Here is a 25,237-nt window from a genome sequence, read left to right as displayed (position 1 = left end):
GATGTTTTCTGATAGAAACGGATAGAACCAATAATGGCTCAGATTATTTATTTTTAGTAAAATAGAATGGAGAAATAGGATATTAAAATGTTCTTTTTCTCCATTTTTTATGTTTTACAGCATAAAATATGGCCAAAAATTTGGTAGTTAATAAATTTTTTTATTATTTTGCACCCTGAAAATGAAGTTTTAAGTAATTTATATAAAATCAAATTTTAGAGAGAAAATGAAAAAGTTAGTATTAATGTTTGCTGCTGCCGTAATGGCAGTATCTGCATCTGCTCAGACTACACAGGAGAGCAAGTTCTTAGACAATTGGTATCTTGGTGTAAACGTAGGAGCTGCTACAAAGACTACTCACAATGCATGGTTCAAGAACGTAAATCCTTCAGTAGGTGTACGTCTCGGAAAGTGGTTTACTCCAGTTTGGGGTGCTGCTGTAGAGGCTGACCTCTATGCTCGTAACCGCAACCTGCCTTTTACACATAAGACTTTGGTTCGTGGTGCAAGCGGTAAGTTCATCGGTACTATCAATGCAACAAACCTCTTCTTGGGTTACAAGGGTGAGCCACGTAAATTCGAAATCATCCCATTGGCAGGCATCGGCGGTTACCACTCTTTCAACCTTCATAATGGCAACCTCAATGCCCTCACAGCTAACGCAGGTGTTGACTTCGCATTCAACCTTGGCGCAAACAAGGCTTGGCAGGTATATGTAGAGCCATCTATGAATTGGTTCCTTCACGACAACAAGAGTGCTTGCAATGGTTGCCAGTTTGATGTTAACAAGTCTGCTTTCCAGGTTAAGGTGGGTGTTAACTACAAGTTCAAGGGTTCTAACAACTCTCACAACTTCACTATCGTAACTCCACGCGACCAGAACGAGATTGATGGTTTGAATGGTCAGATCAACAACCTCCGCAACGACTTGAATAGCAAGGATTCTGAACTCGCAGCTAAGGACAAGCAGATCAAGGATCTCCAGAATGCGCTCAATGAGTGCCAGAAGGCTCCTAAGTATGTAAAGCCAGCTACTGCTACCAATTTGCAGCCAACAGTATTGTTTACTGTAGGTAAGTCAAAAGTAGAGCGTAGCCAGATGCCAAACATCGAGATGATTGCTCAGTATATGAAGAATCATCCAAATGCTAAGGTTGAAATTAAGGGTTATGCATCTCCAGAGGGTTCTAAGGAACTTAACCAGAAACTTTCTGAGGCTCGTGCCAATGCTGTAAAGAACATTCTCGTTAAGACTTACAAGATTAGCGCAAATCGTCTTCAGGCTAAGGGTATGGGTGCTACTGACAAGCTCTTCAAGCAGGTTGAGTTCAACCGTGTTGCTACATTCAATGATAACAATGCAGCTGAATAAATAAATAAGTAGTTTCAGATATTTGGTCTTGTGACCAGGTCCTCCTAAACTTCGGTTTAGGAGGATTTTTTTTCTTCTTACCTTTCTTACATGTCTGGCCGCCTCGCTTTATACTTTTTCGTCAGGTAATCTTAATAAGATAAGAGTTCAGTGTGGTTAATAAGCTCTTTCTTGTTTTTTTGCACAAAATCAGCAGAAATGAGTATCTATCGTGATAAATTGTAAGCATTTTATTTGTTTTTCTAACAAAAAAACGAAGTTTTCTGAAATTTTATACGAAATTAGTTGGCTATTACATAAATTCTCTGTATCTTTGCAGTCAAATTATAACAAATGGGCTCGAAAGAGCCCTTTTAAGCAAGGAAATAAAAGAAAAAAAAGATATGAAACATCCATTAAGAAGCAGCGTCTGCACTGAAGGCAGAAGAATGGCAGGTGCCCGAGCACTCTGGGTAGCTGCAGGTATGAAACACGAGCAGTTTGGTAAACCAATCATTGCTATCGTGAACAGCTTTACTCAGTTTGTGCCAGGTCATACCCATCTTCATGAAATCGGTCAGATCGTCAAGAAGGAAATCGAAGCTATGGGGTGCTACGCAGCCGAATTCAATACCATCGCCGTTGACGACGGTATCGCAATGGGACACGACGGAATGCTCTATTCCCTCCCAAGCCGTGATATCATTGCCGACTCTGTAGAATACATGGTCAATGCTCACAAGGCCGACGCCATGATCTGCATCTCAAACTGCGACAAGGTAACCCCAGGTATGCTCATGGCATCTATGCGACTGAACATTCCTACCGTGTTCTGCTCAGGTGGACCTATGGAAGCCGGACGCTGGAAGGGTGAGAACGCCGACTTGATTACAGCTATGATTAAGGGTGCTGATACAAGCGTTTCTGACGAGGAGATGACGCAGATTGAGCAGTGCGCCTGCCCAGGTTGCGGTAGCTGCTCAGGTATGTTTACCGCCAACTCAATGAACTCACTCACCGAGGCCATCGGTCTGAGTTTGCCAGGCAACGGAACCATTCTTGCTACCCACAAGAACCGCATCCAGCTCTTCAAAGATGCTGCACGCCAGATAGTTAAGAACGCTTATGCATATTATGAGGACGGCGACGAGAGCGTATTGCCACGCAATATAGCTACCCGTGACGCATTCCTCAACGCCATGACCCTGGACATCGCCATGGGCGGAAGCACCAACACCGTGCTCCACTTGCTGGCAGTAGCTCAGGAAGCTGGCGCAGACTTCAAGATGGAAGACATCGACCAGTTGAGCCGCAAGGTGCCTTGCCTCTGTAAGTTGAGCCCTAACACCCAGAAATACAGTGTACAGGAGTGTAACCGCGCAGGTGGTATCCTCGGTATCCTGAACGAGCTGAACAAGGGCGGTCTGATCAACGGCGCCGTAAAGCGTGTTGACGGCAAAACACTCGATGAGCAGATGAAGAAATACGACATTACCGGCACAGAGATTGATGCCGAGGCTGACAGAATCTACCATTCAGCACCGGGCAGAAAGTTCTCTACCCAGATGGGTAGTCAGGATGCTCAGTGGGAGAGTCTCGACACCGACCGCGCCGAGGGTTGTATCCGCGACCTCGAGCATGCCTACACCAAGGATGGCGGACTGGCAGTGCTCTTCGGCAACATCGCCCAGAACGGTTGCGTAGTAAAGACAGCCGGCGTAGACCCAGTGCTCTGGCATTTTGAGGGTCCGGCCGTATGCTTTGATTCTCAGGAAGATGCATGCGAAGGCATCCTCGGCGGAAAGGTTAACTCAGGCGACTGCGTAGTCATCACCCACGAGGGTCCGAAGGGTGGCCCTGGCATGCAGGAGATGCTCTACCCAACCTCTTACATCAAGAGCCGTCACCTGGGCAAGGAATGTGCCCTCATCACCGACGGCCGCTTCTCAGGCGGTACATCAGGCTTGAGCATCGGTCACATCAGTCCTGAGGCTGCAGCAGGTGGCAACATCGGCAAGATTAAGGATGGCGATATCATCGTCATTGATATCCCTAGCCGCTCCATCAATGTGAAGCTCTCTGACGAGGAACTCGCAGCACGTCCACAGCAGCCGCTGAAGCGCAACCGCGTGGTTAGCAAGGCACTGCGCGCTTATGCCCAGAGCGTAAGTTCGGCAGATAAGGGCGGTGTGAGAATCATCGACTAGTCTTCGAGAGTCTTTGAAAAGACAGTTTTTAGAGTCTTTGAGAAAAGAAAAGTTTTTGAATTATTCAGAATAATAACATATAAATGGCAAAAGAAGTAATAACAGGAGCCGAAGCACTGATGCGCTCCCTGAAAAACGAGGATGTTAAAACCATCTTCGGATATCCGGGCGGCAGCATCATGCCAGTGTTTGATGCACTGTACGGTTACACGAGAGGTGAAAAGAAGATGTTTGACCACATCTTGGTACGTCACGAGCAGGCTGCTGCTCACGCTGCACAGGGTTATGCCCGAGTCAGCGGCGAAGTGGGCGTCGCTCTTGTCACTAGTGGTCCTGGAGCTACTAATACATTGACCGGCATCGCTGATGCCATGATGGATTCTACACCAATCGTAGTCATCGCCGGACAGGTAGGCGTAGGTGCCCTGGGTACCGATGCTTTCCAGGAGGTAGACCTCGTGGGTGTTACCCAGCCAATCTCCAAGTGGTCTTACCAGATACGCCGTGCCGAGGATGTGGCATGGGCTGTGAGCCGTGCTTTCTACATCGCCCGCAGCGGACGTCCGGGACCTGTGGTGCTCGACTTTACAAAGAATGCGCAGGTGGCTACATGCGAGTGGGAACCAGTGAAATGTGAGAAGGTTACATCTTACAACCCTTATCCTACGATAGATGAAAAGGCGGTGGCTGAAGCTGCCGAACTCATCAACAATGCCAAGAAACCATTCGCCCTCGTGGGGCATGGAGTAGAGCTTGGCGGTGCACATAATGAACTCATCGAATTCCTCGAGAAGGCAGATATCCCTGCCGGCAGAACCCTGCTCGGCCTTTCTGCCCTGCCTAGCAACCACCCGCTCAACATGGGTATGCTCGGCATGCACGGTTCTTATGCTACCAACATGAAGACCCAGGAGTGTGATGTGCTCATCGCCATCGGTATGCGTTTCAGCGACCGTATCACAGGCGTGCCTTCTAAGTATGCTCCTCAGGCAAAGATTATCCACCTGGACATTGACAAGGCTGAGATTGATAAGGTTATCAAGACCGATGTGGCTGTGGTGGGCGACTGCAAGCAGAGTCTGCCAGCCATTACCCGTCTGCTGAACAAGAATGTTCACCGCGAGTGGAGAGATTCCTTCGAGGAATACCGCCAGCAGGAACAGGAGAAGGTAATAGAGAAGGATATCCACCCTACAGAGGGACCGCTGCTTATGGGCGAGGTGACCAACGTGGTAACGGAAGCTACTCATAATGAAGCAGTTCTCGTAAACGACGTAGGTCAGAACCAGATGATCAGTAGCCGCTACTTCAAGTTTACCAAGAAGCTGAGCATCGTAACCAGTGGTGGCTTCGGAACCATGGGCTTCGGCCTTCCGGCAGCCATCGGTGCCACCTTCGGAGCTCCCGACCGCACCATCTGCTGTTTCTTTGGCGACGGCGGTTTCCAGATGAACATCCAGGAACTAGGCACCATCATGGAGCAGCAGGCACCGGTAAAGATGATTCTGCTGAACAACAACTATCTGGGCAACGTTCGCCAGTGGCAAGACCTGATGTTCGGCGGCCGTCACTCCTTCACCCACATGATGAATCCTCATTATGCAGAGATTGCCAAGGCCTACGGCATACCATACGATGTGGTAATAGACCGCAAGGACCTTCAGGCTAAGGTGGAGAAGATGATCAGCACCAAGGGTCCTTACCTGTTGGAGTGCGCCATCAAGGAGAATGAAGACATCGTTCCGATGACGCTGCCGGGCAAGAGTGTAGATGAGATGCAACTCGAGTTGAATTATTAAAAGCTTTCGGCTATATATAATAAGGTGTAAATTCCTTCATGAGGGAGCATCCTCCGAAAAGGAAAAACTCCGAAAAGTAACCGATTATTTTAAAATTTGGAAAAATGGAGAATAACAACGAAAAGAAATTATATACATTGCTTGTTTACTCAGAAAACATTGCCGGTATCCTGAATCAGATTACTGCCGTGTTTACTCGCAGACAGGTAAATATCGAGAGCTTGAATGTTTCGGCCAGTAGTATCAAGAATATACACAAGTATACCATTACGGTTTGGAGTGATGAAGAGCAGATTGAGAAAATCAACAAGGCAATAGAGAAGAAGATTGACGTGGTGAAGAGCGATTACTACTCTGACGACCAGATCTTCATCCATGAAGTGGCTCTCTTCAAGATTTCCACTCCGGTATTGCTCGAAAATCCAGAGGTTTCGCGCACCATCCGCAAGCATGATGCCCGCATGATGGAGGTGAATCCTACTTACAGCACCGTGCTCCTGGCAGGACTTACCGAAGACATCGCCGATCTCTTCCAGCAGCTCAACAGCTACAACTGCCTCCTTCAGTATACCCGAAGCGGCAGAATCGCTGTTACGAGAAGTTTTGACGAACCCATCTCTGATTATCTCAAGCAGAATTCAGAAGATTAGATTTCTTTCATATTTTGATGCCCTTTGTTCCCCTGGCTTCAAACTAGTGGAGCAGAGGGCTTTTTCGGTTTAAAACAACAAGACAAAAAACAAGATAAAAGGACGAGACAGATATTATGGAACAGAAAATATTAGATAAGGTAGGGCGTTACGAATTCCTATCTGAGCCTTTCCACTGCGATTTCAGCAGCCACCTCTTTATGGGGCATCTCGGAAATCATCTGCTCAATGCTGCCGATTTTCACAGCAACGACCGCGGGTTCGGTATGAACTACCTCATGCCCCGACACAAGACATGGGTTCTCAGCCGACTGGCCATTGAGATGACAGAGATGCCGAAGTCTTACGACCGCTTTGTGGTAGAAACCTGGTGCGAGAGTGCCATGAAATATTTCACATCCCGAGATTTCAAAATCTGCGGCAAGACATCATCATCAGAAGAAGCCAAGGTTTACGGTTACGGCAAGAGCGTGTGGGCAATGATTGATACGGAGACCCGACAGCCTGTTGATATTTTTGAAATTCACGACGGGCTTATCAAAGAATATATTGATTCGGAAAAACCTTGTCCTATCCAGGCAAGTTCGAGAGTGAAAATGGGCAAGGATGCCAAGCTGGTGAGAACCATTGACACCTATTATCATGATGTAGATGTTAACGGACACATCAACTCGGTAAAATACATCGAACATATCCTCGACCTCTTTGATCTGGATTATTACAAAAATCACTTTTTGCAAAGATTTGAGATAGCTTACGTAGCAGAAAGTCACCAGGGAGACCAACTTCATTTCTATTTGGAAGAAACAAGTGAGGCAGAAAAAATGCAAGAATACTGCATAAAGATAACAAAAACCGGCAAAAATGACGTAAATGAGGTGGAAGTTGTAAGAAGTAAGGCTAAATTTATTAAAAATTGAAAGAAAAATTTGGTAGTTTCATTTTATTTGCTTACCTTTGCACTCAGAAAATAAAAATAAACCCAGAGCCGCCTTCTTGGATAGGGGGTGGACGGATCAAACAGGCTCTCTTTGGATAAGAATACAGCTCGCATCCGTATGGACAAGTATAACCCGCGGCTCCACAAATGGCAAGCCGCACAAAAAAAATAAAAATTATGGCAGAAATGAATTTCGGTGGCGTAATGGAAACTGTTGTCACCAGTCATGAATTTTCATTGGAGAAAGCACGTGAAGTATTGAAGAACGAAACAATCGCAGTTATCGGTTATGGTATCCAGGGTCCTGGTCAGGCTTGTAACCTTCGCGATAATGGTTTCAACGTCATCGTCGGACAGCGTCAGGGTAAGACCTACGAGAAGTGTCTGAAGGATGGTTGGGTTCCTGGTAAGACATTGTTCTCTATCGAGGAAGCTGCTGAAAAGGGTACTATCATCTGTATGTTGCTTTCTGATGCCGGTCAGATTGCATGCTGGCCAAAGATTAAGCCACACCTCACAGCAGGTAAGACTTTGTATTATTCACATGGTTTCGCTATCAACTGGAGCGACCGCACAGGCGTTGTTCCACCAAAGGATATTGATGTAATCATGGTTGCTCCTAAGGGTTCTGGTACTTCTCTCCGCACTATGTTCTGCGAGGGTCGTGGTTTGAACTGCTCTTACGCTGTATACCAGGATGCATCTGGCAAGGCAGAGGAGAAGACTATTGCCTTCGGTATCGGTATCGGTGCCGGTTATTTGTTCAAGACAACATTCCAGCGTGAGGCTACTTCTGACCTCACAGGTGAGCGTGGCTCATTGATGGGTGCAATTGAGGGATTGTTGGAGGCACAGTATGACGTGCTCCGCGAGAATGGTCACTCTCCATCTGAGGCTTTCAACGAGACTGTTGAGGAGCTCACACAGAGCCTTGGCCCTCTCTTCGGTGCTAAGGGTATGGATTGGATGTATGCTAACTGTTCAACAACAGCTCAGCGTGGTGCTCTTGACTGGGCTCCTCGTTTCCGTGAGGCTATCAAGCCTGTAATGGAGTGGTTGTACTACTCTGTAAAGACTGGTAACGAGGCTCAGATTTCTATCGACAAGAACTCTCAGGCTGATTACCGCGAGAAGTTGAACGCTGAACTCGAGGCTATGCGCAACAAGGAAATGTGGCAGGCTGGTGTTACAGTTCGTAAACTTCGCCCTGAGAATAACTAATTTTTTTCTCGTACATAATGTTGAAAAGGGAATGGCCCGAGAGGTGTCGTTCCCTTTTTTCTGTTTATATGGGGGTATAAGTTGCTGGCATATACAAATCTCGCTGCTGGCGTATGCGAAATCCCAATGCTGGCATATACAAAAAGCCCTGAAAAGGCAAAAGCATCTCTCTTCTGAAAAGCTTTTACTCCTTCAGGACTTATAAGATATTAGGGCTTCATTTCCGGTTTCGGTTCAAGCCGGATTTCATCTTCCTCAACATTCATCATATTCTCCACAACCATTTCTTCAAGAACTGCAGCCATATCTTCTGAATCATATTTCAGTTGGTTTAGTTCTGTAATGTCATGTGGCTTTCCGTCTTTCAGCAAGTCTAGAATTTCTGATATAATAGTTTGCTTCTGGGGTATTTTGTGGTCTATGCAGACATCACATATCCCGCAGTCGTCCTTCATTTTCGTTTTTTCGCCAAAATAACTCAGAAGCTGGCGCGAACGGCAGATGCTGTCGTTCTTTGCATAACTGATAATGCTCTTGATGTGGGCAGTAAACTGTTTCTTGCGTACTTCCCATACCTCCTCAGGGATGATAACTCTGAAACCATCTTCCCTAGGACGCGTGTAGCTGATATAAGGTGTCTTGCGGCGGGGAATGAAGTCGATGATGTGGCGGGCACTCAGATTTTTCAGAATCATGTATACCTGCTGACGGTTTAGTTCGCTTACACGCTCTATCAGCGACTCATCAATGTAAACATAGTCGGTAAACAGACCGCCGTAATTACGCAGAAGCCCCGTAATAACAGACTCTTCCTTCTCCGAAACATTCTCTAGCAGATAGAGATCATTTCGGCTGATGTTAAATCTGATTCTTGCTTTTCCGTCAGGATTGTCCTCGTAGTGGATATAGCCTGAGCGCTCCAGAATGCGCAGAGCCGAGTCTACGCGAGTAGGGAAGTACTTGTAGGTGAAGCAGAACTTCTCTATCTCGAACATGAAAGTCTGTCCCATTCCGCTTCCAACTGCCACCTGGAAAAAGTAAGCAAGATGCTCGTAAACGTCTTTAATGAATTCTTTGTCTGGGAAAGTTTCGTCTATGCGTTTCATGAGTTTGTTTTCATCGCTCTGGTTGTAGAGCAGCACAGCATAAGCCTTTTCGCCGTCTCTTCCGCCTCGTCCCGCCTCTTGAAAATAGGCTTCCAGTGAGTCTGGACAATCTATATGAATTACCATTCTCACATCTGACTTGTCTATTCCCATGCCGAAAGCATTGGTTGCTACCATTACCCTTATCTCGTCATTTTGCCAGTTTTTCTGTCGGATATCCTTCACGTCGGAATCCAGTCCGGCATGGTAAAATGTAGCAGAAATACCTTGTTTGTTCAGAAGTTCTGCCATCTCCTTGGTTCGTTTTCGGCTTCTCGCATAAATGATTGCTGAGCCTTGGGTACACTGTAGGATATGAACCATTTCGGTCAACTTGTCGTTGGTGGTGCGCACCACATAGGCAAGATTCTTGCGGGCAAAACTCATTTTAAATACGTTTTGCTTCTTGAAGTGAAGCTGGTTCTGGATATCTTCTACTACATCGGGAGTGGCCGTAGCCGTAAGAGCAAGGACTGGTACACCGGGCTTCATATCTCTTATTTTTGCAATTTCGAGATAAGACGGGCGGAAATCGTAACCCCACTGGCTGATGCAGTGAGCTTCATCTACCGTGATGAAACTCACCGGAATGTGGCGCAATTTAGTTTGGAACAATTCTGAAGAAAGACGTTCTGGTGAAACATACAGAAACTTGATTTCACCGAAAATACAATTTTCCAATATTCGGAGAATCTCTTGGCGCGACAATCCTGTGTAGATGGCTTCAGCCAGGATGTTGCGGGCCTTGAGATGCTGTACCTGATCCTTCATCAGTGCAATGAGTGGAGTTACCACAATGCAGACGCCCTTTTGGGCAAGGGCCGGAACCTGGAAGGTGATGGATTTACCGCCACCTGTAGGCATAAGACCGAGGGTATCCTCACCTCGGGCTATACTCTCGATGATGTCTCGTTGTATGCCGCGAAAGTCAGGATACCCCCAATATGTACGTAGTATTTCTTGATATTTATCTGCCATTTTTTGAAACTTTTGCCCTTGCAGATTTCGATGCTTTTGCGTCCTGGCGGATTTGCTCTACAAATCCGTGTAATCCGAGTAATCAGTGCCTAATCCATGCATAGGGCTAAGTACCTCATCCTTCGTTTGGACGGATGTCTTCTATCTGAAGTTGAACTTGGTTTTTCTTAAAAATATTCTCTTCTATGGTGAAGGCTATGTCGAAACTTCGCTTACTCTTGATGTAGCGGGCAGCTGCACTCTGACCGAAAGCGATGCCGTTTAAGACCGTGCTCGATTTTGAGTCTACCAGTTCCAACTTGATGTGTTCCTGTTCTCTGCCCACCACCTTGCTGGTACCATAATCATATACCCGGTTGGTGCAGAAAATAGGTTTCTGGTTACATGGACCGAAAGGAGAGAAGCGTTTCAAGTCGGCCTGCAGATGCTTGGTAATGTCTTTAAAGTCAATTTCAGCATCTATGTTGAGCATCGGTTCTGTCTGTTGAGGCGAAATATGCTCTTCTACATAATGCTGGAACCTGTCTCTGAACTCTCTAACCTTATCCCACTTCAAGGTAAGTCCGGCAGCATAGGTATGACCACCGAAATTGAGCAGGAGGTCGCGACAACTCTTGATGGCTGAGTAGATGTCAAATCCCGTTACGCTACGTGCTGAACCTGTAGCCATATCACCATCCCGGGTCAGAACAATGGTAGGGCGGAAGTAGATTTCGGTGAGTCGGGAAGCAACAATGCCAATGACTCCCTTTTTCCAGCCTTCATCATAGAGCACGATGCTGGAATTGTGTTTCATGCTTTCCAAACGCGATACGATGCCGTTGGCTTCTTCAGTCATCTGCTTGTCTATGTCTTTGCGCTGCTCATTGTACTCATTGATGTGTCTGGCCATGCGCAGGGCTGAGGAATAGTCTCTTTCTACCAGCAGATCTACGCTCAGCTTGCCGTTCTCCATTCTGCCTGAAGCATTGATACGGGGACCAATCTTGAACACAATATCGCTCATAGAGAGCTCGCGTCCGTTCAGTCCGCAGATGTCGATGATGGATTTCAGACCGATACTTGGATTGGTATTCAGCAACTTAAGACCATGGAAGGCGAGTATTCTGTTCTCATCTACCACCGGCACAATGTCGGCAGCAATACTCACGGCGCAGAAGTCGAGCAGAGGAATGAGCCTGGAGAACGGAATGTTGTTGTTCTTGGCAAAAGCCTGCATAAACTTGAATCCTACACCGCATCCGCAGAGATGCTTGAATGGGAATGGATCGTCAGGACGCTTCGGATTGAGTATGGCCACAGCAGGTGGCATCACATCGTCAGGAACGTGATGGTCGCAGATAATGAAGTCTATTCCTAGACTTTTGGCATATTCTATCTCCTGAATAGCCTTGATTCCGCAGTCTAGAATAATAATCAGTTTTACACCAGTCTGATGAGCAAAATCTATTCCTTTCTTACTCACTCCGTAACCTTCGTCGTAGCGGTCGGGAATGTAGTAGTCGATGTTTGAATAGAATTGCTGCAAGAATTTGTACACCAGGGCAACGGCGGTGCATCCGTCTACGTCATAGTCTCCGTAAACAAGGATACGTTCCTTTCTACCCATAGCATCGTTCAGGCGGTCTACGGCAATATCCATGTCTTTCATCAGGAATGGATTGATGAGATCTGAGAGTTGTGGACGGAAAAACCGTTTGGCTGCAGACTCTGTCGTAATCTCGCGCTTGATGAGCAAATGGGCAAGAACTGGGCTCATATTTAGCTTGGCGCCTAATTCTTCAGCTGCTTTTTGCTGTTCAGGTGTTGGTGATTCGTAATTCCATTTAAAATGCATTTTAATTATTTTTTATTTCTGCCCCCAAAGTTACGAAAATAAAATGACAAAAGGAAATGTTTAGGGAGGAAATTTACTAAATTACCTAGAAATAAGTAAAAATAAGACTTGTTGGCAACCCAAAATAAGTAAATAAGAGATTTTCTTGGCAACAAAAAAGGCAGCAAACTCATCGGTTTGCTGCCCCTTGAATATTTTTGTTTAGGAGAATGTCCATAGAAAACCTATAGACTATAAACTTTTAACTATTAAAACTCTCCTAGATTCCGAGCTTCTTGCGGATGTCCTTAGGAAGGGCGTTCTTGTTAACCATGAAGTCCATAGTCTTGTAAGCTACGAAAGCCTTGGTCATGTACCAGGTTCCCTTGTAGTCACCATACTCGCCCCAAGAGTTCTTAACCATGTAGTACTCCTTGCCGTTCTGATCCTTAGCGATACCGTAGATGTGCATACCGTGGTCATCAGTTGTCTCCCAATTGTCGAATGCTTCCTGACGCATAGCCTGTGTAGGAACAATCTCAGGAGCATTTACGCCGAGAGAATCAAACTTCTCCTTCTTCTCGTCCTTAGAGAGCTTGAACCAATGGTCAGCATCTGTACCGGCCATAGAGCGAACCTTCTTTACGTCGTAAGCGATACCGAGACCCTTGCGAGTGAAACCGTCTTCTGTTACGTCACCGCCCCAAGCTACTGTGTAACCGTTGTTTACAGCGTTGTCGATGATCTTGCAGATGTCTTCCATAGGAACGTTGTAACTCAAAGGCCAGCGCCAGTTATCCTGTACCTCAACAGCAAACTTGCTCCACATTGGGTGGTGGGTGTAGCTGGTAATGGTTACATAATCATCAAGATTCAAACCGAGACTCTGGCAGAAGCTCTGTGGAGTATACTGCTTGCCCTCGTATGTAAACTTCTCAGGAGCCTTACCGATGTAAGAGTCGATGATGCCCTGAAGACCGCTCTTCCAGGCTGGAGAAAGCTTCTTAGCTGTGCTCTTTGCTACTGCCTCTACGTATGGAGTCATTACATTGAAGAACTCACCGAAGTTAGCCAAAGAGTCACCTGTCAATGAACCTGGTGCAGGCATGGCAGACTCAGGTACAATACCATAGTGCTGCAAAGCATAGAGTACATCGTAGGCGCTACCACCCTCAGAGAAGCTCACGTCGCCGTGCATTCTTACAGCCACTGTGGCGCGGTCCATATAAGTCTTGTTGGCTACGAACATTTCGCTGAGGTCGTAGGTCTTGCCTGTCTTCTTCAAGATTTCGCTCTCGAAGTAGCTGAGGGTAGAGTAAGCCCAGCACGTACCACTGCGGTTCTGGTCCTTGATGCTAGTGATAGGATTCTGCTTTACTACAGTAAATACAGGTTTGTTCTTTGCTACTTCTGCAGAGTCTGCAGCTTTCTTCGCATTTGCTCCTGTGGCTACCAAAGCCATCAAGGCTGCAACAATCATAGTTTTCTTCATGAATTCTTTTCTCTTTATATTAATGTTCTTGTTATATCTTCTCTCTGATTCCTTTTTCTGAAATGATTTCTCTTTCAGGAATTTTATTCCTTGTTGGCTGCCATGAACTCCTCAACATCTTTTGGATGATAAGGTATGCGGTCTTTGCCCAGGAATCTGCAACTATCTTTGGTGATGAGTACATCGTCCTCAATTCGGATACCACCGAAATCTTTATAGGTCTCAATCTTGTCGAAGTTGAGGAATTCTGCACAGTGACCGGATGCCTTCCAGTCGTCGATGAGGGCAGGGATGAAGTAAACTCCCGGCTCGTCGGTTACCACGAAACCTTCCTGCAGACGGCGACCCATACGCAGGCAGTTGGTACCGAATTGCTCCAGATTAGGGCGTACCTCTTCGTCGAAACCAACGTTAATCTGGTCGAGGTTCTCCATGTCGTGAACATCCATTCCCATCATGTGGCCCAAACCATGAGGCAGGAACATGGCGTGTGCTCCAGCCTTTACAGCCTCTTCTGTATCACCCTTTGCAAGTCCGAGCTCCTTCATGCGGTCGAAGAGCAGGCGGCAAACAGAGAAGTGTACGTCTGCCCATTTTACGCCTGGCTTGGCTACATCCAGTGCATGGTCGTGGCATTCTTCTACAATAGAGTAGATTTCCAACTGGCGCTGGCTGAACTTTCCGCTCACCGGCATGGTGCGGGTGTTGTCTGAACAGTAGTTGTTCATAGTTTCTGCACCTGCATCACAGAGTGCCAGTCTGCCTTCTTCCAGTACATTCATAGATGGATAACCATGCTGAATTTCACCGTGCTGACTGAAGATGGTTGGGAAACTGACCATGGCTCCGTAAGAGTGGGCAATGCCGCTTACCTGACCTGCAACATATTTTTCTGTCACACCCGGACGTACGAGCTTCATCGCTGTGGTATGCATCTTGTATCCGATGACAGCAGCACGCTCCAATTCCTCGATTTCTTCCTGGGTCTTAGTTGAACGCATCTTCACAACAGCCTTGATGAGGTCCATGCTGGCCTCTTCTTTCTGCTGGTTAGGATGGATGCCCAGAAGGTCGAATACCTGCAGCTTGATGTCGTAGCGGTAAGGTGGCAGAAAATGAATCTTGCGCTTCTTCGACATGGCGTCGTTGCAGATAGTCTTGAGTGTTTTCATAGGTGCTGAGTTGTGAACGCCTACCTGTGCTGCAAGATCATGAACACTGTCAACGCTTCCGTACCATACGATGTCTACGAGGTCGATGTCGTCACCAATCAGGGTTTCAATATCGTTGTCTATATCTATCACACCTACCAGACCGTCGCGCTGCAATCCGAAATAATAGAGGAATGTCGAGTCCTGACGGAAAGGGTAATATCCGTTATTAGGGAAATTACATGGTGAATTGTTATTTCCGAAAAGTATAATTACGCCGCTTTTCACAAGCTTCTTCAACTCCTGTCTGCGGCTGATGTAAGTCTCTTTGCTGAACATATTTTTAGTATTTTACATTATTTTGCTTGCAAAGTTAGCAATTATTTCCCAAAAAATACGTATCTTTGCAAGCAAAATTGAATAAAATGCGTAAATTTATAAATAATTAATATAAAAACGGCTTTTTGATAGACAAAATGTAAGAAAATTGTCTATGCTGCGAGCAAAATATAATTATTTTCAGAATTTTAAAAGCAGAGAGTGTGTTATGAAATTGAATTTGAAAACAACAGGTTTGGTTCTTGAGGGAGGAGGCATGCGAGGGGTCTTCACTAGTGGGGTACTGGATGCCTTCATGAAGCATGATGTTCATTTCCCTTATACGGTGGCTGTATCGGCTGGGGCATGTAATGGCATGTCGTATATGAGCCGCCAACCTCGGCGTGCCCGTATCTCTAACATCGATTATCTGGCCCGATACCAGTATATCGGTATTCGCCATCTGGTGACTCAGGGGTGTATCTTCGACCGCAAATTGCTCTACGATAAGTTTCCGAACCAGCTCTTGCCTTTCGATTTTGATACCTATTTTAAGTATGCCGATGGTTTCGAGATGGTTACTACCAATTGTCTTACGGGCAAGGCTATGTATCTTTCCGAGAATCATGACAGGCAGCGTGCACTGGATGTTGTGCGTGCTTCCAGCAGTTTGCCATATGTGAGCAAGATTGTGGAAGTGGATGGCATTCCGATGTTGGATGGTGGTATTGCGGACAGTATTCCGGTACAGCACGCCATTGACATGGGGTGGCAACACAATGTGGTTGTCCTGACTCGCAACAAAGGATGGCGTGATATGGGCAAAGACCATAAGATACCTTATTTATATAAGAACTATCCTCGCCTGCGTGTGGCTCTGAGTCACCGTCATCGGGCTTATAACGAACAGATCCAGCTTGTAGATGATCTGGAGGCTGCGGGTAAGATTACCTGTATCCGTCCAATCCGTCCGTTGGAAGTTGGCAGAATAGAGAAGGATACCGATAAACTGGAACGCCTCTACGAAGAAGGTTTCATGCTGGGTGAGGCTTTCTGCGAAAAATGCGTAGAAAAAGAATAATATTAATAAGGTGTAGTTGATAAATAAGGTGTAGAGTTTTAGTATATGGCTTGAGAATGAGTAGAACGGTGATTTTTAGGAACGGATTACACCGTGCCTAAAAATCACCGTTCTGGGTATGATAGTAATCAGCAATGATTTCTTCTTATTTCAGCAGGTCAGGGCGCAGGCGCTTGGTTCTTTCCATGGCCTGGTCGAATTCCCACTGGCGAATCTTGGCTTCGTTGCCACTGAGCAGAATCTCCGGAACCTTCCATCCCTTGTAGTCGGCAGGACGGGTGTAGATAGGGGCGGCAAGAATGTCGTCCTGGAAACAGTCGGAAAGTGCACTCTGTTCGTCGCTGATAACACCCGGAACCAGTCGGATGACGGCATCTGAGATGATGGCTGCGGCAAGTTCGCCACCCGTTAGCACATAATCACCTACACTGATTTCGCGGGTAATGAGATGGTCGCGCACACGCTGGTCAATACCCTTGTAGTGACCGCAGAGGATGATGAGGTTACCCTGCATCGACATTTCGTTGGCTATCTTCTGGTTGAAAGTTTCACCATCTGGCGAAACATAAATCACGTCATCATACTCGCGCTCTGCCTTCAGTGCAGCAATGCAGCGGTCTATTGGTTCACATTGCATCACCATGCCGGCACTTCCGCCGTATGGATAGTCGTCCACACGCTTCCATTTATCTAATGTGTAGTCACGCAGGTTGTGCAGATGAATCTCCGCTAGACCCTTCTTCTGCGCACGTGCCAGAATGGACTCATTGAAGAATCCCTCCAGCATCTCTGGTAATACTGTAATAATGTCTATTCTCATAACATCTGCAAAAATAATAAATAATGCGGAGAGTACCAAAAATTTTTGCTTTTTCTTTCATTTTAACTCCTCTTTTCTTCACTTTCCTTTCTTTTTTCTCTGTTTTCCTGCCTTTCTGTAGCCATTCTTGTCTTTTCATATCATAATCCTGCTTTTCCGGAGAAAGAGAGTGATTAACGTATAAATATGCAACAAAATTATCAAAAAACAGAAAAATCATATCAAAATGATAAATTTTCGATAAAACATGCTACTATTTGTAGAAAAAGTTGTATTTTTGCAAACAGAATTGCTCGAAAGAGTGTATAATTAATTAAAATTGTGAACAAGATGATATTGGACATTGAAATGCTGAGAAGCTTTTACGCTTCGTATTCGGAAAGTGTAGCCCAGGCTAAGGCTACGGTGAAACGACCTCTTACTTATGCCGAGAAGGTGCTCTTTGCGCATCTTTTCGACCCTACACAGTTGCGACCATATAAAAGAGGTATAGAATATGTTGACTTCCGTCCTAATCGCGTGGCGATGCAGGATGCGACTGCGCAAATGGCACTCTTGCAGTTCATGAATGCGGGTAAGGACAAGGTGGCCGTACCTGCTTCCGTACATTGTGATCACTTGATTCGTGCCGATGTGGGCGCAACACAAGATCTTCCTGAGGCTTGCAAGACCAATAAGGAGGTTTACGACTTCCTGAAGTCTGTTTCTCAGAAATACCATATCGGATTCTGGGGACCAGGTGCCGGAATCATCCATCAGGTAGTGCTCGAAAACTATGCATTCCCTGGAGGTATGATGGTGGGTACCGATTCTCATACTCCTAATGCCGGCGGTCTCGGCATGGTGGCAGTAGGTGTAGGTGGTGCTGATGCCGTAGATGTGTTGACCGGTCAGCCTTGGGAACTCAAGATGCCACGCCTCATCGGTGTGCATCTTACAGGCAAACTCTCTGGCTGGGCCACTCCTAAGGATGTGATTCTCGAAATCCTCGGCATTCTTACCGTAAAGGGCGGAACCAACGCCATCCTCGAATACTTCGGCGAGGGATTGGACAGTATCTCTACCACTGGCAAGGCTACCATCTGTAACATGGGAGCCGAATTGGGTGCCACATGCTCTATCTTCCCATTCGACCAGAATGCCAGCGAGTATCTCCGCAAGACAGGCCGTGAAGAAATTGCATCTCTCGCACAGATGAATGCAGCCGAACTCCGTGCTGATGATGAGGTGTTGGCAGATCCGTCTGCTTTCTACGACCAGATTGTTGAAATCGACCTTTCTAAGGTTGAACCTCATCTTAACGGTCCGTTCACTCCAGATGCAGCCACACCAATCTCTCACATGAAGGCAAAAGGTCCTGCCAACGATTATCCGATGGTAGTAGAAGTAGGATTGGTAGGTAGCTGTACCAACTCTTCTTATCAGGACTTGGCCCGTGCTGCCAGCATTGCCCGTCAGGCTTATGAGAAAGGTATTGAGGTAAAGGGACAGCTTATCATCAACCCGGGTTCAGAGCAGATTCGCTATACAGCCGAGCGTGATGGCATCCTTGATGATTTCAAGAAGATTGGAGCCCTCATCATGACCAATGCCTGCGGTCCTTGCATCGGACAGTGGAAGCGTCATACCGATGATAATTTGCGCAAGAATGCCATTGTTACCTCTTTCAACCGAAACTTCCGCCGCCGTGCTGATGGTAACCCTAATACGTTTGCCTTCATCGGCAGTCCAGAGCTCACCGTGGCTCTCACCATTGCGGGCCGTCTCGACTTCAATCCGGCTACAGATACCTTGCTGGATAAGGAGGGCAACAGCGTGATGCTCGATGCGCCTACAGGTTTCACCTTCCCACCTAAGGGGTTTGCCGTAGAGGATAAGGGATTCATTGCTCCAAGCGAAGAAAATGCCAATGTAGAGGTAGTCATTTCGCCTGACAGCAACCGACTCCAGAAACTTGCTCCGTTTGCTCCATGGGATGGAAAAGACCTGACAGATATGCCGCTTCTTATCAAAACCGAGGGCAAATGTACCACCGACCACATCTCTATGGCGGGTCCTTGGCTGAAGTTCCGTGGACATTTGCAGAACATCTCCGACAACCTTTTAATGGGTGCCGTTAATGCCTTTAACGGTGAGAGCAATAAGGTGAAGAACCAGTTGGATGGTGCTTATGTCGAGGTTTCTACCGCTGCCAAGGCTTACAAGGCAAAAGGCATCAGCAGCATCGTGGTGGCAGAGGATAACTATGGTGAAGGTTCTTCCCGTGAGCATGCAGCTATGGAGCCTCGTTTCCTCAACGTGAAGGTGATTCTCGCCAAGAGTTTCGCCCGCATCCACGAAACCAACCTGAAGAAGCAGGGTATGCTTGCCCTCACATTCTGCAACAAGGATGATTATAATAAGGTGCAGGAGGACGACCGCATCTCTTTGACAGGTTTGAAGGAGTTTGCTCAAGGTTCTAAACTCACCGTCACCCTGAAGCACAAGGATGGTTCTGAGGATAGTTTCGAGGTTGAGCATACTTATAATGATACACAGATTGCATGGTTTAAGGCTGGTTCTGCATTGAACTTTGCAGCAAAGAAATAATAGTTGTAGCCATGCAGCTAAAAAAGTAACGGTTATGAATAAAGAATATTTAATATATAAATTAAGCGATGAGGTAAAAAACTCATGCAAGATTGATAAGGATGCATTCAAGAAGTTCAATGTGAAGCGTGGACTTCGTAATGAGGATGGCTCTGGTGTGTTGGTCGGACTGACCAATATCGGTAATGTAGTGGGTTATGAGCGCGATGCAGAAGGTAAGTTGACCCCTACAGAGGGTAAACTTTATTATCGTGGTTATGAACTTGATGACCTGGTAACTCCTCTCTTGAAGGAGAAGCGTTTCGGATTCGAGGAAGTAGCCTTCCTGCTGCTCTCGGGCCAGTTGCCTGATAAGGAGGAATTGGATGCTTTCAGAGAACTCCTGAACGATAATATGCCGCTTGATCATCGTACGATTACCCATATCATCGAGCTGGAAGGCAGCAACATCATGAACATCCTGGCCCGTTGTGTGCTTGAAATGTACACCTTCGATCCGAATCCGGATGACATCAGCCGTGACAATCTGATGCGCCAGAGCATAGAGTTGATTGCCAAGTTCCCAACCATCATCGCTTATGCATACAACATCTACCGTCACTCTGTTCAGGGTAGAAGTCTGCATATTCGTCATCCTCGTGAGAATCTCTCTATTGCTGAGAACTTTCTTTATATGATGAAGCATGAGAACTATTCCGAACTGGATGCCCGTATGCTCGACCTGCTCCTGATTATCCAGGCAGAACATGGTGGTGGTAACAACTCTACCTTTACTGTACGTGTAACATCTTCTACCCGTACAGATACTTACAGTTCTATTGCTGCAGGTATCGGTAGTTTAAAGGGTCCTTTGCATGGTGGTGCCAATATCAAGGTTATCAATATGTTCCACCACTTGAAAGAAGCTATCAAGGATTGGGGTAATGTAACAGAACTTGATACTTACCTTAAGCGAATGCTTAACAAGGAGGCTTATGACAAGACAGGTCTCATTTATGGTATCGGTCATGCGGTCTATACTTTGAGTGACCCACGTGCCGTTGAACTGAAGCGCCTGGCAGGTGAACTTGCCAAGGAAAAGGGTAGAGAAGACGAGTATAATTTCCTGAAGTTGATAGAGCAGGAAGGTATCAAATGTCTGCAGGAACACCGTGGAGGCAGCAAGCCAGCGTGTGCAAATCTTGATTTCTACAGTGGCTTTATCTATGAAATGATTGGTTTGCCACAGGAAATCTATACACCTATTTTCGCCATGGCACGTATCGTGGGTTGGACAGCCCATCGTATTGAAGAACTCAATTTCGAAGGCCGTCGTATTATCCGTCCTGCATATAAGAATATTCTTGGCGAACTGGAGTATAAGCCACTTAATGAGAGATAAAATTCCTCTTTGTTATTATACAAGAAAGGCAATGCCCGTCGTTGGGTGTTGCCTTTTCCTGTCTATATACAAGCAGGCTATTGTCAAGTGATGCAGTGAAGTTCTTGTTTTGACCATTAGAATTAATATACGTTAAATATTCAAAGTAGTATGTTGTAATTTTGGAGAAATGAATAATTATTCTTATCTTTGTAGCCGAAAAGTATAAAGAAAAGTATAAGTATTGAAGTTTTAACCGTCTAGTTTTAAGACAAAACAGTAAATGGATTGCATGGAAAAAGAATTTGAAGATTACTGGAATAAGCACCAGAAAAGATTAATCTTGAATGCTCCAAAAGCACTACGCGATGAATATTTCGAATCAACCAAGCTTGACAGCCCGATAGATTGGGTCTGTTTTATCCTGCCTGTGGCTTTGGGCATTGGCCTCCAGCCAATTTTGGATATTCAGAGTGAGATTCTCTCTTGGGCAGTAGTATTGCTTATTGTGGTAGTTTGTTTTGCTGTGATGCAGCTGGTTAAGCCTATGTTGCAGAAAAAGAAATCTACCATACAAGTGGTCAAGAGCATTAAAGCTTTTTATTATGAAGTATACAAGAAAAATGGTTTAAAGAAATTAGAGCCTTGGAATTAGATTCCAAGGCTTTTTTGTTTGTTGAAACCATTATATAATCATGAAATCACTCATCACATCATCCGATATGTAAAGGCCTTCCCGAGTGAGGGAGAGCCTGCCGTTCTTTATTTTCATCAGCCCCCGGGTGATATGCGACTGGGCTTCCTGGAGCAGTCTGTCTGCCAGTTCTTTTCCGAATTCCTGCTCCATCTTCATGAGGTTTATTCCGTCGCTTGTTCGCAAGGCGGTTGTTATCAGATCGTTGTATCGGGTGGAAATATCTAGCTGTTCACTCTCAGAAGGCAGAATGCCATCGCCGATACTTCGAATATAAGTCTGGATATTTTCGATATTCCAGCTGCGCTGCTTCCTATTGTAGGAGTGGGCGGCTGCTCCTATTCCGATATATGGTACCTCGTGCCAGTAACTGCTGTTGTGGCGTGAACGGAACCCCGGACGGGCAAAATTGCTGATTTCATAATGTTCGTAGCCTGCTCCAGTAAGCTGGTCTATCAGGGTTTCATACATCTTGCGACTGGTTTCTTCATCTATTTCGCTAATCTTTCCCTGTTTCAGCATATGGTAGAGGGGAGTTCCCTCTTCGTACATCAGACTATAGGCAGATATGTGTTCCACATCCAGCTGTATGGCGTGCCTGATATCGCTCATCCATTGGGAAAGAGATTCTTCGGGGAATCCGAACATCAGGTCGATACTGATATTGCGGATGCCGATGTTGCGGAGTCGGTCGACGGCTTCTTCTACCTCTCTGGCGTTATGACGGCGATGCAGAAAGTGTAAGCGCTCATTGCTGAAGGTCTGCGCTCCCATGCTGATTCTGTTGACGGGGAGTTTCTTCAGCGTTTCACAGAAATCGCCGGTTACATCGTCCGGATTGCATTCCATCGTGATCTCCATATTCTCTGCCAGCGTATAGTTTTTTCTGATAGCAGAGAAAATCTGGTTGAGTTGGGAGCCGTTGAGCTGACTCGGGGTTCCACCGCCCAGATAGATGGTTTCGATAGTTTCATTGCTTCCGAGAGCGGCTTTTGCCGGGCGCATCTGCATCTCCCGGCAGAGAGCATCAGTGTAATCATCCCTTAACTTGAGGGAGGTGGTACTGTAAAAACCGCAGTAGATGCACCGGCTTTCACAAAAGGGGATATGTATGTATAGTCCTGCCATATTTCTGAACTTCTTTTTCTATATATAATAAGGTGTAAAGACAAAAACATGTCTAAACAAAGTGCAAAAGTACTAATATGTTTTAAAAAACAGAAGTTTTTTGCCCAAAACTTTTGGCAATGTGCGATTTTTTTTGTACTTTAGTAGCATGAAACAGAAAAACCGGTGGTTTGACTGTGGATTGCAACTAGCAAATTTAAGTATAACCCTTAAAAATCTATAAGCGTCATGAGAGTTTATCAGACAAATGAGATTAAAAACATTGCGCTGTTGGGCAGTGCGGGTAGCGGCAAGACTACACTTGCCGAGAGTATGTTATTTGAAGCAGGCGTTATCAAGCGTAAAGGCTCTGTAGAAGCGAAAAATACGGTGAGCGACTACTTCCCAGTTGAGTTGGAATACGGCTACTCTGTGTTCCCTACAGTTTTTCATGTAGAGTGGAACAACAAGAAGCTTAACATTATAGATTGCCCAGGTAGCGATGATTTCGTGGGAGGTGCCATTACATCTCTCAATGTTACCGATCAGGCAGTTATCCTTATTAATGGTCAGTATGGTCCAGAAGTAGGTACACAGAACAACTTCCGTTATACAGAGAAGTTGGGCAAACCTGTCATCTTCCTGGTAAACCAGCTCGACTCAGACAAGTGCGACTTTGATAATATCATAGCCACCATGAAGGACATTTATGGTTCTAAGTGTGTGCAGATACAATATCCTATCGAGACCGGTTCAGGCTTCAATGCTCTCATTGACGTCTTATTGATGAAAAAATATTCCTGGAAGCCTGAGGGCGGTGCTCCTATTATTGAAGATATTCCAGAAGAGGAAATGGAGAAAGCCATGGAACTTCATACGGCTCTTGTTGAGGCTGCAGCCGAGAACGATGAGGGACTGATGGAGAAGTTCTTCGAGAGCGAGAGTCTGACAGAAGATGAACTTCGCGAGGGCATCCGCAAGGGATTGGTTAGCCGTAGCATCTTCCCTGTGTTCTGCGTTTGTGCAGGTAAGTCGATGGGCGTTCACCGCCTGATGGAGTTCCTGGGCAATGTGGTTCCTTTCGTAAGCGAGATGCCGAAACTGCATAATACACGTGGTGAGGAAATTACGCCAGACAGCAATGGTCCTGAGAGTGTTTACTTCTTCAAGACTGGTATGGAACCTCATATCGGTGAGGTAAGCTACTTCAAGGTGATGAGTGGCTCTATCAAGAATGGTGACGACCTGACTAATGCAGATCGTGGCTCCAAGGAGCGTATCGGACAGATTTATGCCTGTGCGGGTGCCAACCGTGTGCCTGTAGAGCAGTTGAATGCCGGTGATATTGGCTGTACCGTGAAGATGAAGGACGTGAAGACCGGCAATACCCTTAATGGTAAGGGGGCTGAGTGGCGTTTCGACTTCATTAAATATCCTAATCCTAAGTATTCACGTGCTATCAAGGCTGCCAATGTTCAGGATACAGAGAAACTGATGGCTGCACTCCTGAAGATGCGCCAGGAAGACCCTACTTGGATTGTTGATCAGAGCAAGGAATTGCGCCAGGTAATCGTAAGAGGACAGGGTGAGTTCCATCTCCGCACGCTGAAGTGGCGTCTGGAAAACAACGAAAAACTCAATGTGACTTTCGAAGAGCCACGTATTCCTTATCGTGAGACTATTACCAAGAAGGCTCGTGCTGACTACCGCCATAAGAAACAGAGTGGTGGCTCTGGTCAGTTTGGTGAGGTGCATCTCATTGTTGAACCATACGCAGAAGGTATGCCTGATCCTACGTCATTTACCTTCAACGGTCAGGAGTTCAAGATGAATATCAAGAGCCGTGAAGAGGTTAGTTTGCCATGGGGTGGTAAACTGGTATTCCTCAACTCTGTGGTTGGTGGTGCCATTGATGCCCGCTTCATGCCAGCTATTCTGAAGGGTGTTATGGACTGTATGGAACATGGTCCGTTGACGGGCAGTTATGCACGTGATGTACGTGTCATCGTTTATGATGGTAAGATGCACCCAGTAGATAGTAATGAACTTTCGTTCATGCTTGCTGCCCGCCATGCGTTCAGCGATGCCTTCAAACAGGCTGGTCCGAAGATTCTGGAGCCTATCTATGATTTGGAGGTTTATGTGCCTGCTGATTTCATGGGTGATGTGATGAGTGATCTCCAGGGACGTCGTGCTCTCATTATGGGTATGGACAGCGAGGCCGGTTACCAGAAGTTGAGTGCCAAGATTCCTCTGAAGGAACTTGCCAGCTATTCCATCTCTCTGAGTTCATTGACAGGTGGACGTGCTTCATTCACTACCAAGTTTGCCAGCTACGAGTTGGTTCCTTCCGACATTCAGAGTAAGCTGATTGCGGATCATGAGGCAGAATTGGAGAAGGATGCTGAATAGCAATTGTTAGGTTAGAGAAAAATCTCTCTTATATAAATTAAAATTTTATGTTGATATGACCAATATGGGGAAGTGTGCATGTGATATGTATACTTCCTCTCTTTTT

At 46.0% G+C, this 25,237-nt stretch carries 17 protein-coding genes; 11 read left to right on the top strand and 6 right to left on the bottom strand.

Annotated features, from left to right (window positions below):
• Positions 1-226 precede the first annotated feature (226 nt).
• The 6 genes from ONT19_RS07050 to ilvC all read left to right on the top strand — a co-directional run bounded on the left by ONT19_RS07050 (position 227) and on the right by ilvC (position 8,168).
• Positions 227-1,372, top strand: coding sequence for an OmpA family protein (locus ONT19_RS07050; protein ID WP_117692241.1), 1,146 nt, complete (start codon positions 227-229; stop codon positions 1,370-1,372).
• Between the two features lie 383 nt (positions 1,373-1,755).
• Complete coding sequence (ilvD, locus tag ONT19_RS07045; RefSeq protein ID WP_040552905.1) at positions 1,756-3,558, top strand: dihydroxy-acid dehydratase; 1,803 nt, start codon at positions 1,756-1,758, stop codon at positions 3,556-3,558.
• An 83-nt stretch (positions 3,559-3,641) separates the two neighbouring features.
• Positions 3,642-5,357, top strand: a complete 1,716-nt coding sequence (ilvB, locus tag ONT19_RS07040) for a biosynthetic-type acetolactate synthase large subunit (protein ID WP_118152122.1) — start codon at positions 3,642-3,644, stop codon at positions 5,355-5,357.
• 104 nt (positions 5,358-5,461) lie between these two features.
• Positions 5,462-6,007 (top strand): acetolactate synthase small subunit, encoded by a 546-nt coding sequence (gene ilvN / locus ONT19_RS07035; RefSeq protein WP_117692246.1) that lies wholly within the window; start codon positions 5,462-5,464, stop codon positions 6,005-6,007.
• Positions 6,008-6,123: 116 nt separating this feature from the next.
• Entirely contained in the window at positions 6,124-6,927 is an 804-nt protein-coding gene (locus ONT19_RS07030; RefSeq protein ID WP_153073194.1) for an acyl-[acyl-carrier-protein] thioesterase, read from the top strand.
• A 197-nt stretch (positions 6,928-7,124) separates the two neighbouring features.
• Positions 7,125-8,168, top strand: coding sequence for a ketol-acid reductoisomerase (gene ilvC, locus ONT19_RS07025; RefSeq protein WP_089543564.1), 1,044 nt, complete (start codon positions 7,125-7,127; stop codon positions 8,166-8,168).
• Positions 8,169-8,377: 209 nt separating this feature from the next.
• On the opposite strand, the gene ONT19_RS07020 is transcribed toward ilvC, so the two are convergent.
• The 4 genes from ONT19_RS07020 to ONT19_RS07005 form a co-directional block, all read right to left on the bottom strand.
• Complete coding sequence (locus tag ONT19_RS07020) at positions 8,378-10,291, bottom strand: RecQ family ATP-dependent DNA helicase (RefSeq protein ID WP_117727886.1); 1,914 nt, start codon at positions 10,289-10,291, stop codon at positions 8,378-8,380.
• Between the two features lie 115 nt (positions 10,292-10,406).
• Positions 10,407-12,128, bottom strand: a complete 1,722-nt coding sequence (gene recJ, locus ONT19_RS07015; RefSeq protein ID WP_006847382.1) for a single-stranded-DNA-specific exonuclease RecJ — start codon at positions 12,126-12,128, stop codon at positions 10,407-10,409.
• 259 nt (positions 12,129-12,387) lie between these two features.
• On the bottom strand, positions 12,388-13,599 hold the full coding sequence (locus tag ONT19_RS07010; protein ID WP_022121917.1) for an aminopeptidase C: 1,212 nt from the start codon (positions 13,597-13,599) through the stop codon (positions 12,388-12,390).
• A gap of 83 nt (positions 13,600-13,682) precedes the next feature.
• Entirely contained in the window at positions 13,683-15,089 is a 1,407-nt protein-coding gene (locus ONT19_RS07005; RefSeq protein ID WP_264904680.1) for an aminopeptidase P family protein, read from the bottom strand.
• Positions 15,090-15,297: 208 nt separating this feature from the next.
• Between ONT19_RS07005 and ONT19_RS07000 the strand changes: the two genes are divergently transcribed.
• The gene (locus ONT19_RS07000; RefSeq protein ID WP_117727884.1) at positions 15,298-16,149 is read left to right on the top strand and encodes a patatin-like phospholipase family protein; all 852 of its coding nucleotides are present in this window, start codon (positions 15,298-15,300) and stop codon (positions 16,147-16,149) included.
• Between the two features lie 145 nt (positions 16,150-16,294).
• On the opposite strand, the gene trmD is transcribed toward ONT19_RS07000, so the two are convergent.
• Positions 16,295-16,969 carry a tRNA (guanosine(37)-N1)-methyltransferase TrmD gene (gene trmD / locus ONT19_RS06995; protein ID WP_006847387.1) on the bottom strand — a complete coding sequence of 225 codons (675 nt, stop codon included), beginning with the start codon at positions 16,967-16,969 and terminating at the stop codon, positions 16,295-16,297.
• Positions 16,970-17,299: 330 nt separating this feature from the next.
• Here trmD and ONT19_RS06990 point away from each other — a divergent pair, with 330 nt between their 5' ends.
• The 3 genes from ONT19_RS06990 (at position 17,300) to ONT19_RS06980 (ending at position 21,573) form a co-directional block, all read left to right on the top strand.
• Positions 17,300-19,558, top strand: coding sequence for an aconitate hydratase (locus tag ONT19_RS06990; RefSeq protein WP_264953094.1), 2,259 nt, complete (start codon positions 17,300-17,302; stop codon positions 19,556-19,558).
• 34 nt (positions 19,559-19,592) lie between these two features.
• The gene (locus tag ONT19_RS06985) at positions 19,593-20,939 is read left to right on the top strand and encodes a citrate/2-methylcitrate synthase (protein ID WP_117727882.1); all 1,347 of its coding nucleotides are present in this window, start codon (positions 19,593-19,595) and stop codon (positions 20,937-20,939) included.
• A gap of 271 nt (positions 20,940-21,210) precedes the next feature.
• The gene (locus tag ONT19_RS06980) at positions 21,211-21,573 is read left to right on the top strand and encodes a hypothetical protein (RefSeq protein WP_147330125.1); all 363 of its coding nucleotides are present in this window, start codon (positions 21,211-21,213) and stop codon (positions 21,571-21,573) included.
• A 30-nt stretch (positions 21,574-21,603) separates the two neighbouring features.
• On the opposite strand, the gene hemW is transcribed toward ONT19_RS06980, so the two are convergent.
• A complete protein-coding gene (gene hemW, locus ONT19_RS06975) occupies positions 21,604-22,740 on the bottom strand; it encodes a radical SAM family heme chaperone HemW (RefSeq protein WP_264952853.1) in 1,137 nt (378 codons plus the stop codon).
• A gap of 228 nt (positions 22,741-22,968) precedes the next feature.
• Between hemW and ONT19_RS06970 the strand changes: the two genes are divergently transcribed.
• Positions 22,969-25,131 carry an elongation factor G gene (locus ONT19_RS06970; RefSeq protein ID WP_118065207.1) on the top strand — a complete coding sequence of 721 codons (2,163 nt, stop codon included), beginning with the start codon at positions 22,969-22,971 and terminating at the stop codon, positions 25,129-25,131.
• Positions 25,132-25,237: the final 106 nt, after the last annotated feature.

The organism is Segatella copri (assembly GCF_026015625.1).
Classification (GTDB): domain Bacteria; phylum Bacteroidota; class Bacteroidia; order Bacteroidales; family Bacteroidaceae; genus Prevotella; species Prevotella copri_H.
This window is presented reverse-complemented; position numbering and strand designations above follow the sequence as displayed.

What these genes read in the sequence shown, in the direction of transcription:
- ilvD (WP_040552905.1), top strand. Translation starts at nt 1,756, where the DNA reads ATGAAACATCCATTAAGAAGCAGCGTCTGCACTGAAGGCAGAAGAATG.
- ONT19_RS06970 (WP_118065207.1), top strand. Translation starts at nt 22,969, where the DNA reads ATGAGAGTTTATCAGACAAATGAGATTAAAAACATTGCGCTGTTGGGC.
- ilvB (WP_118152122.1), top strand. Translation starts at nt 3,642, where the DNA reads ATGGCAAAAGAAGTAATAACAGGAGCCGAAGCACTGATGCGCTCCCTG.
- ONT19_RS07010 (WP_022121917.1), bottom strand. Translation starts at nt 13,599, where the DNA reads ATGAAGAAAACTATGATTGTTGCAGCCTTGATGGCTTTGGTAGCCACA.
- ONT19_RS07000 (WP_117727884.1), top strand. Translation starts at nt 15,298, where the DNA reads ATGAAATTGAATTTGAAAACAACAGGTTTGGTTCTTGAGGGAGGAGGC.
- ilvC (WP_089543564.1), top strand. Translation starts at nt 7,125, where the DNA reads ATGGCAGAAATGAATTTCGGTGGCGTAATGGAAACTGTTGTCACCAGT.
- ONT19_RS06980 (WP_147330125.1), top strand. Translation starts at nt 21,211, where the DNA reads ATGGAAAAAGAATTTGAAGATTACTGGAATAAGCACCAGAAAAGATTA.
- ONT19_RS07005 (WP_264904680.1), bottom strand. Translation starts at nt 15,089, where the DNA reads ATGTTCAGCAAAGAGACTTACATCAGCCGCAGACAGGAGTTGAAGAAG.
- hemW (WP_264952853.1), bottom strand. Translation starts at nt 22,740, where the DNA reads ATGGCAGGACTATACATACATATCCCCTTTTGTGAAAGCCGGTGCATC.
- trmD (WP_006847387.1), bottom strand. Translation starts at nt 16,969, where the DNA reads ATGAGAATAGACATTATTACAGTATTACCAGAGATGCTGGAGGGATTC.
- ONT19_RS07030 (WP_153073194.1), top strand. Translation starts at nt 6,124, where the DNA reads ATGGAACAGAAAATATTAGATAAGGTAGGGCGTTACGAATTCCTATCT.
- ONT19_RS07050 (WP_117692241.1), top strand. Translation starts at nt 227, where the DNA reads ATGAAAAAGTTAGTATTAATGTTTGCTGCTGCCGTAATGGCAGTATCT.
- ONT19_RS06990 (WP_264953094.1), top strand. Translation starts at nt 17,300, where the DNA reads ATGATATTGGACATTGAAATGCTGAGAAGCTTTTACGCTTCGTATTCG.
- ONT19_RS07020 (WP_117727886.1), bottom strand. Translation starts at nt 10,291, where the DNA reads ATGGCAGATAAATATCAAGAAATACTACGTACATATTGGGGGTATCCT.
- ilvN (WP_117692246.1), top strand. Translation starts at nt 5,462, where the DNA reads ATGGAGAATAACAACGAAAAGAAATTATATACATTGCTTGTTTACTCA.
- ONT19_RS06985 (WP_117727882.1), top strand. Translation starts at nt 19,593, where the DNA reads ATGAATAAAGAATATTTAATATATAAATTAAGCGATGAGGTAAAAAAC.
- recJ (WP_006847382.1), bottom strand. Translation starts at nt 12,128, where the DNA reads ATGCATTTTAAATGGAATTACGAATCACCAACACCTGAACAGCAAAAA.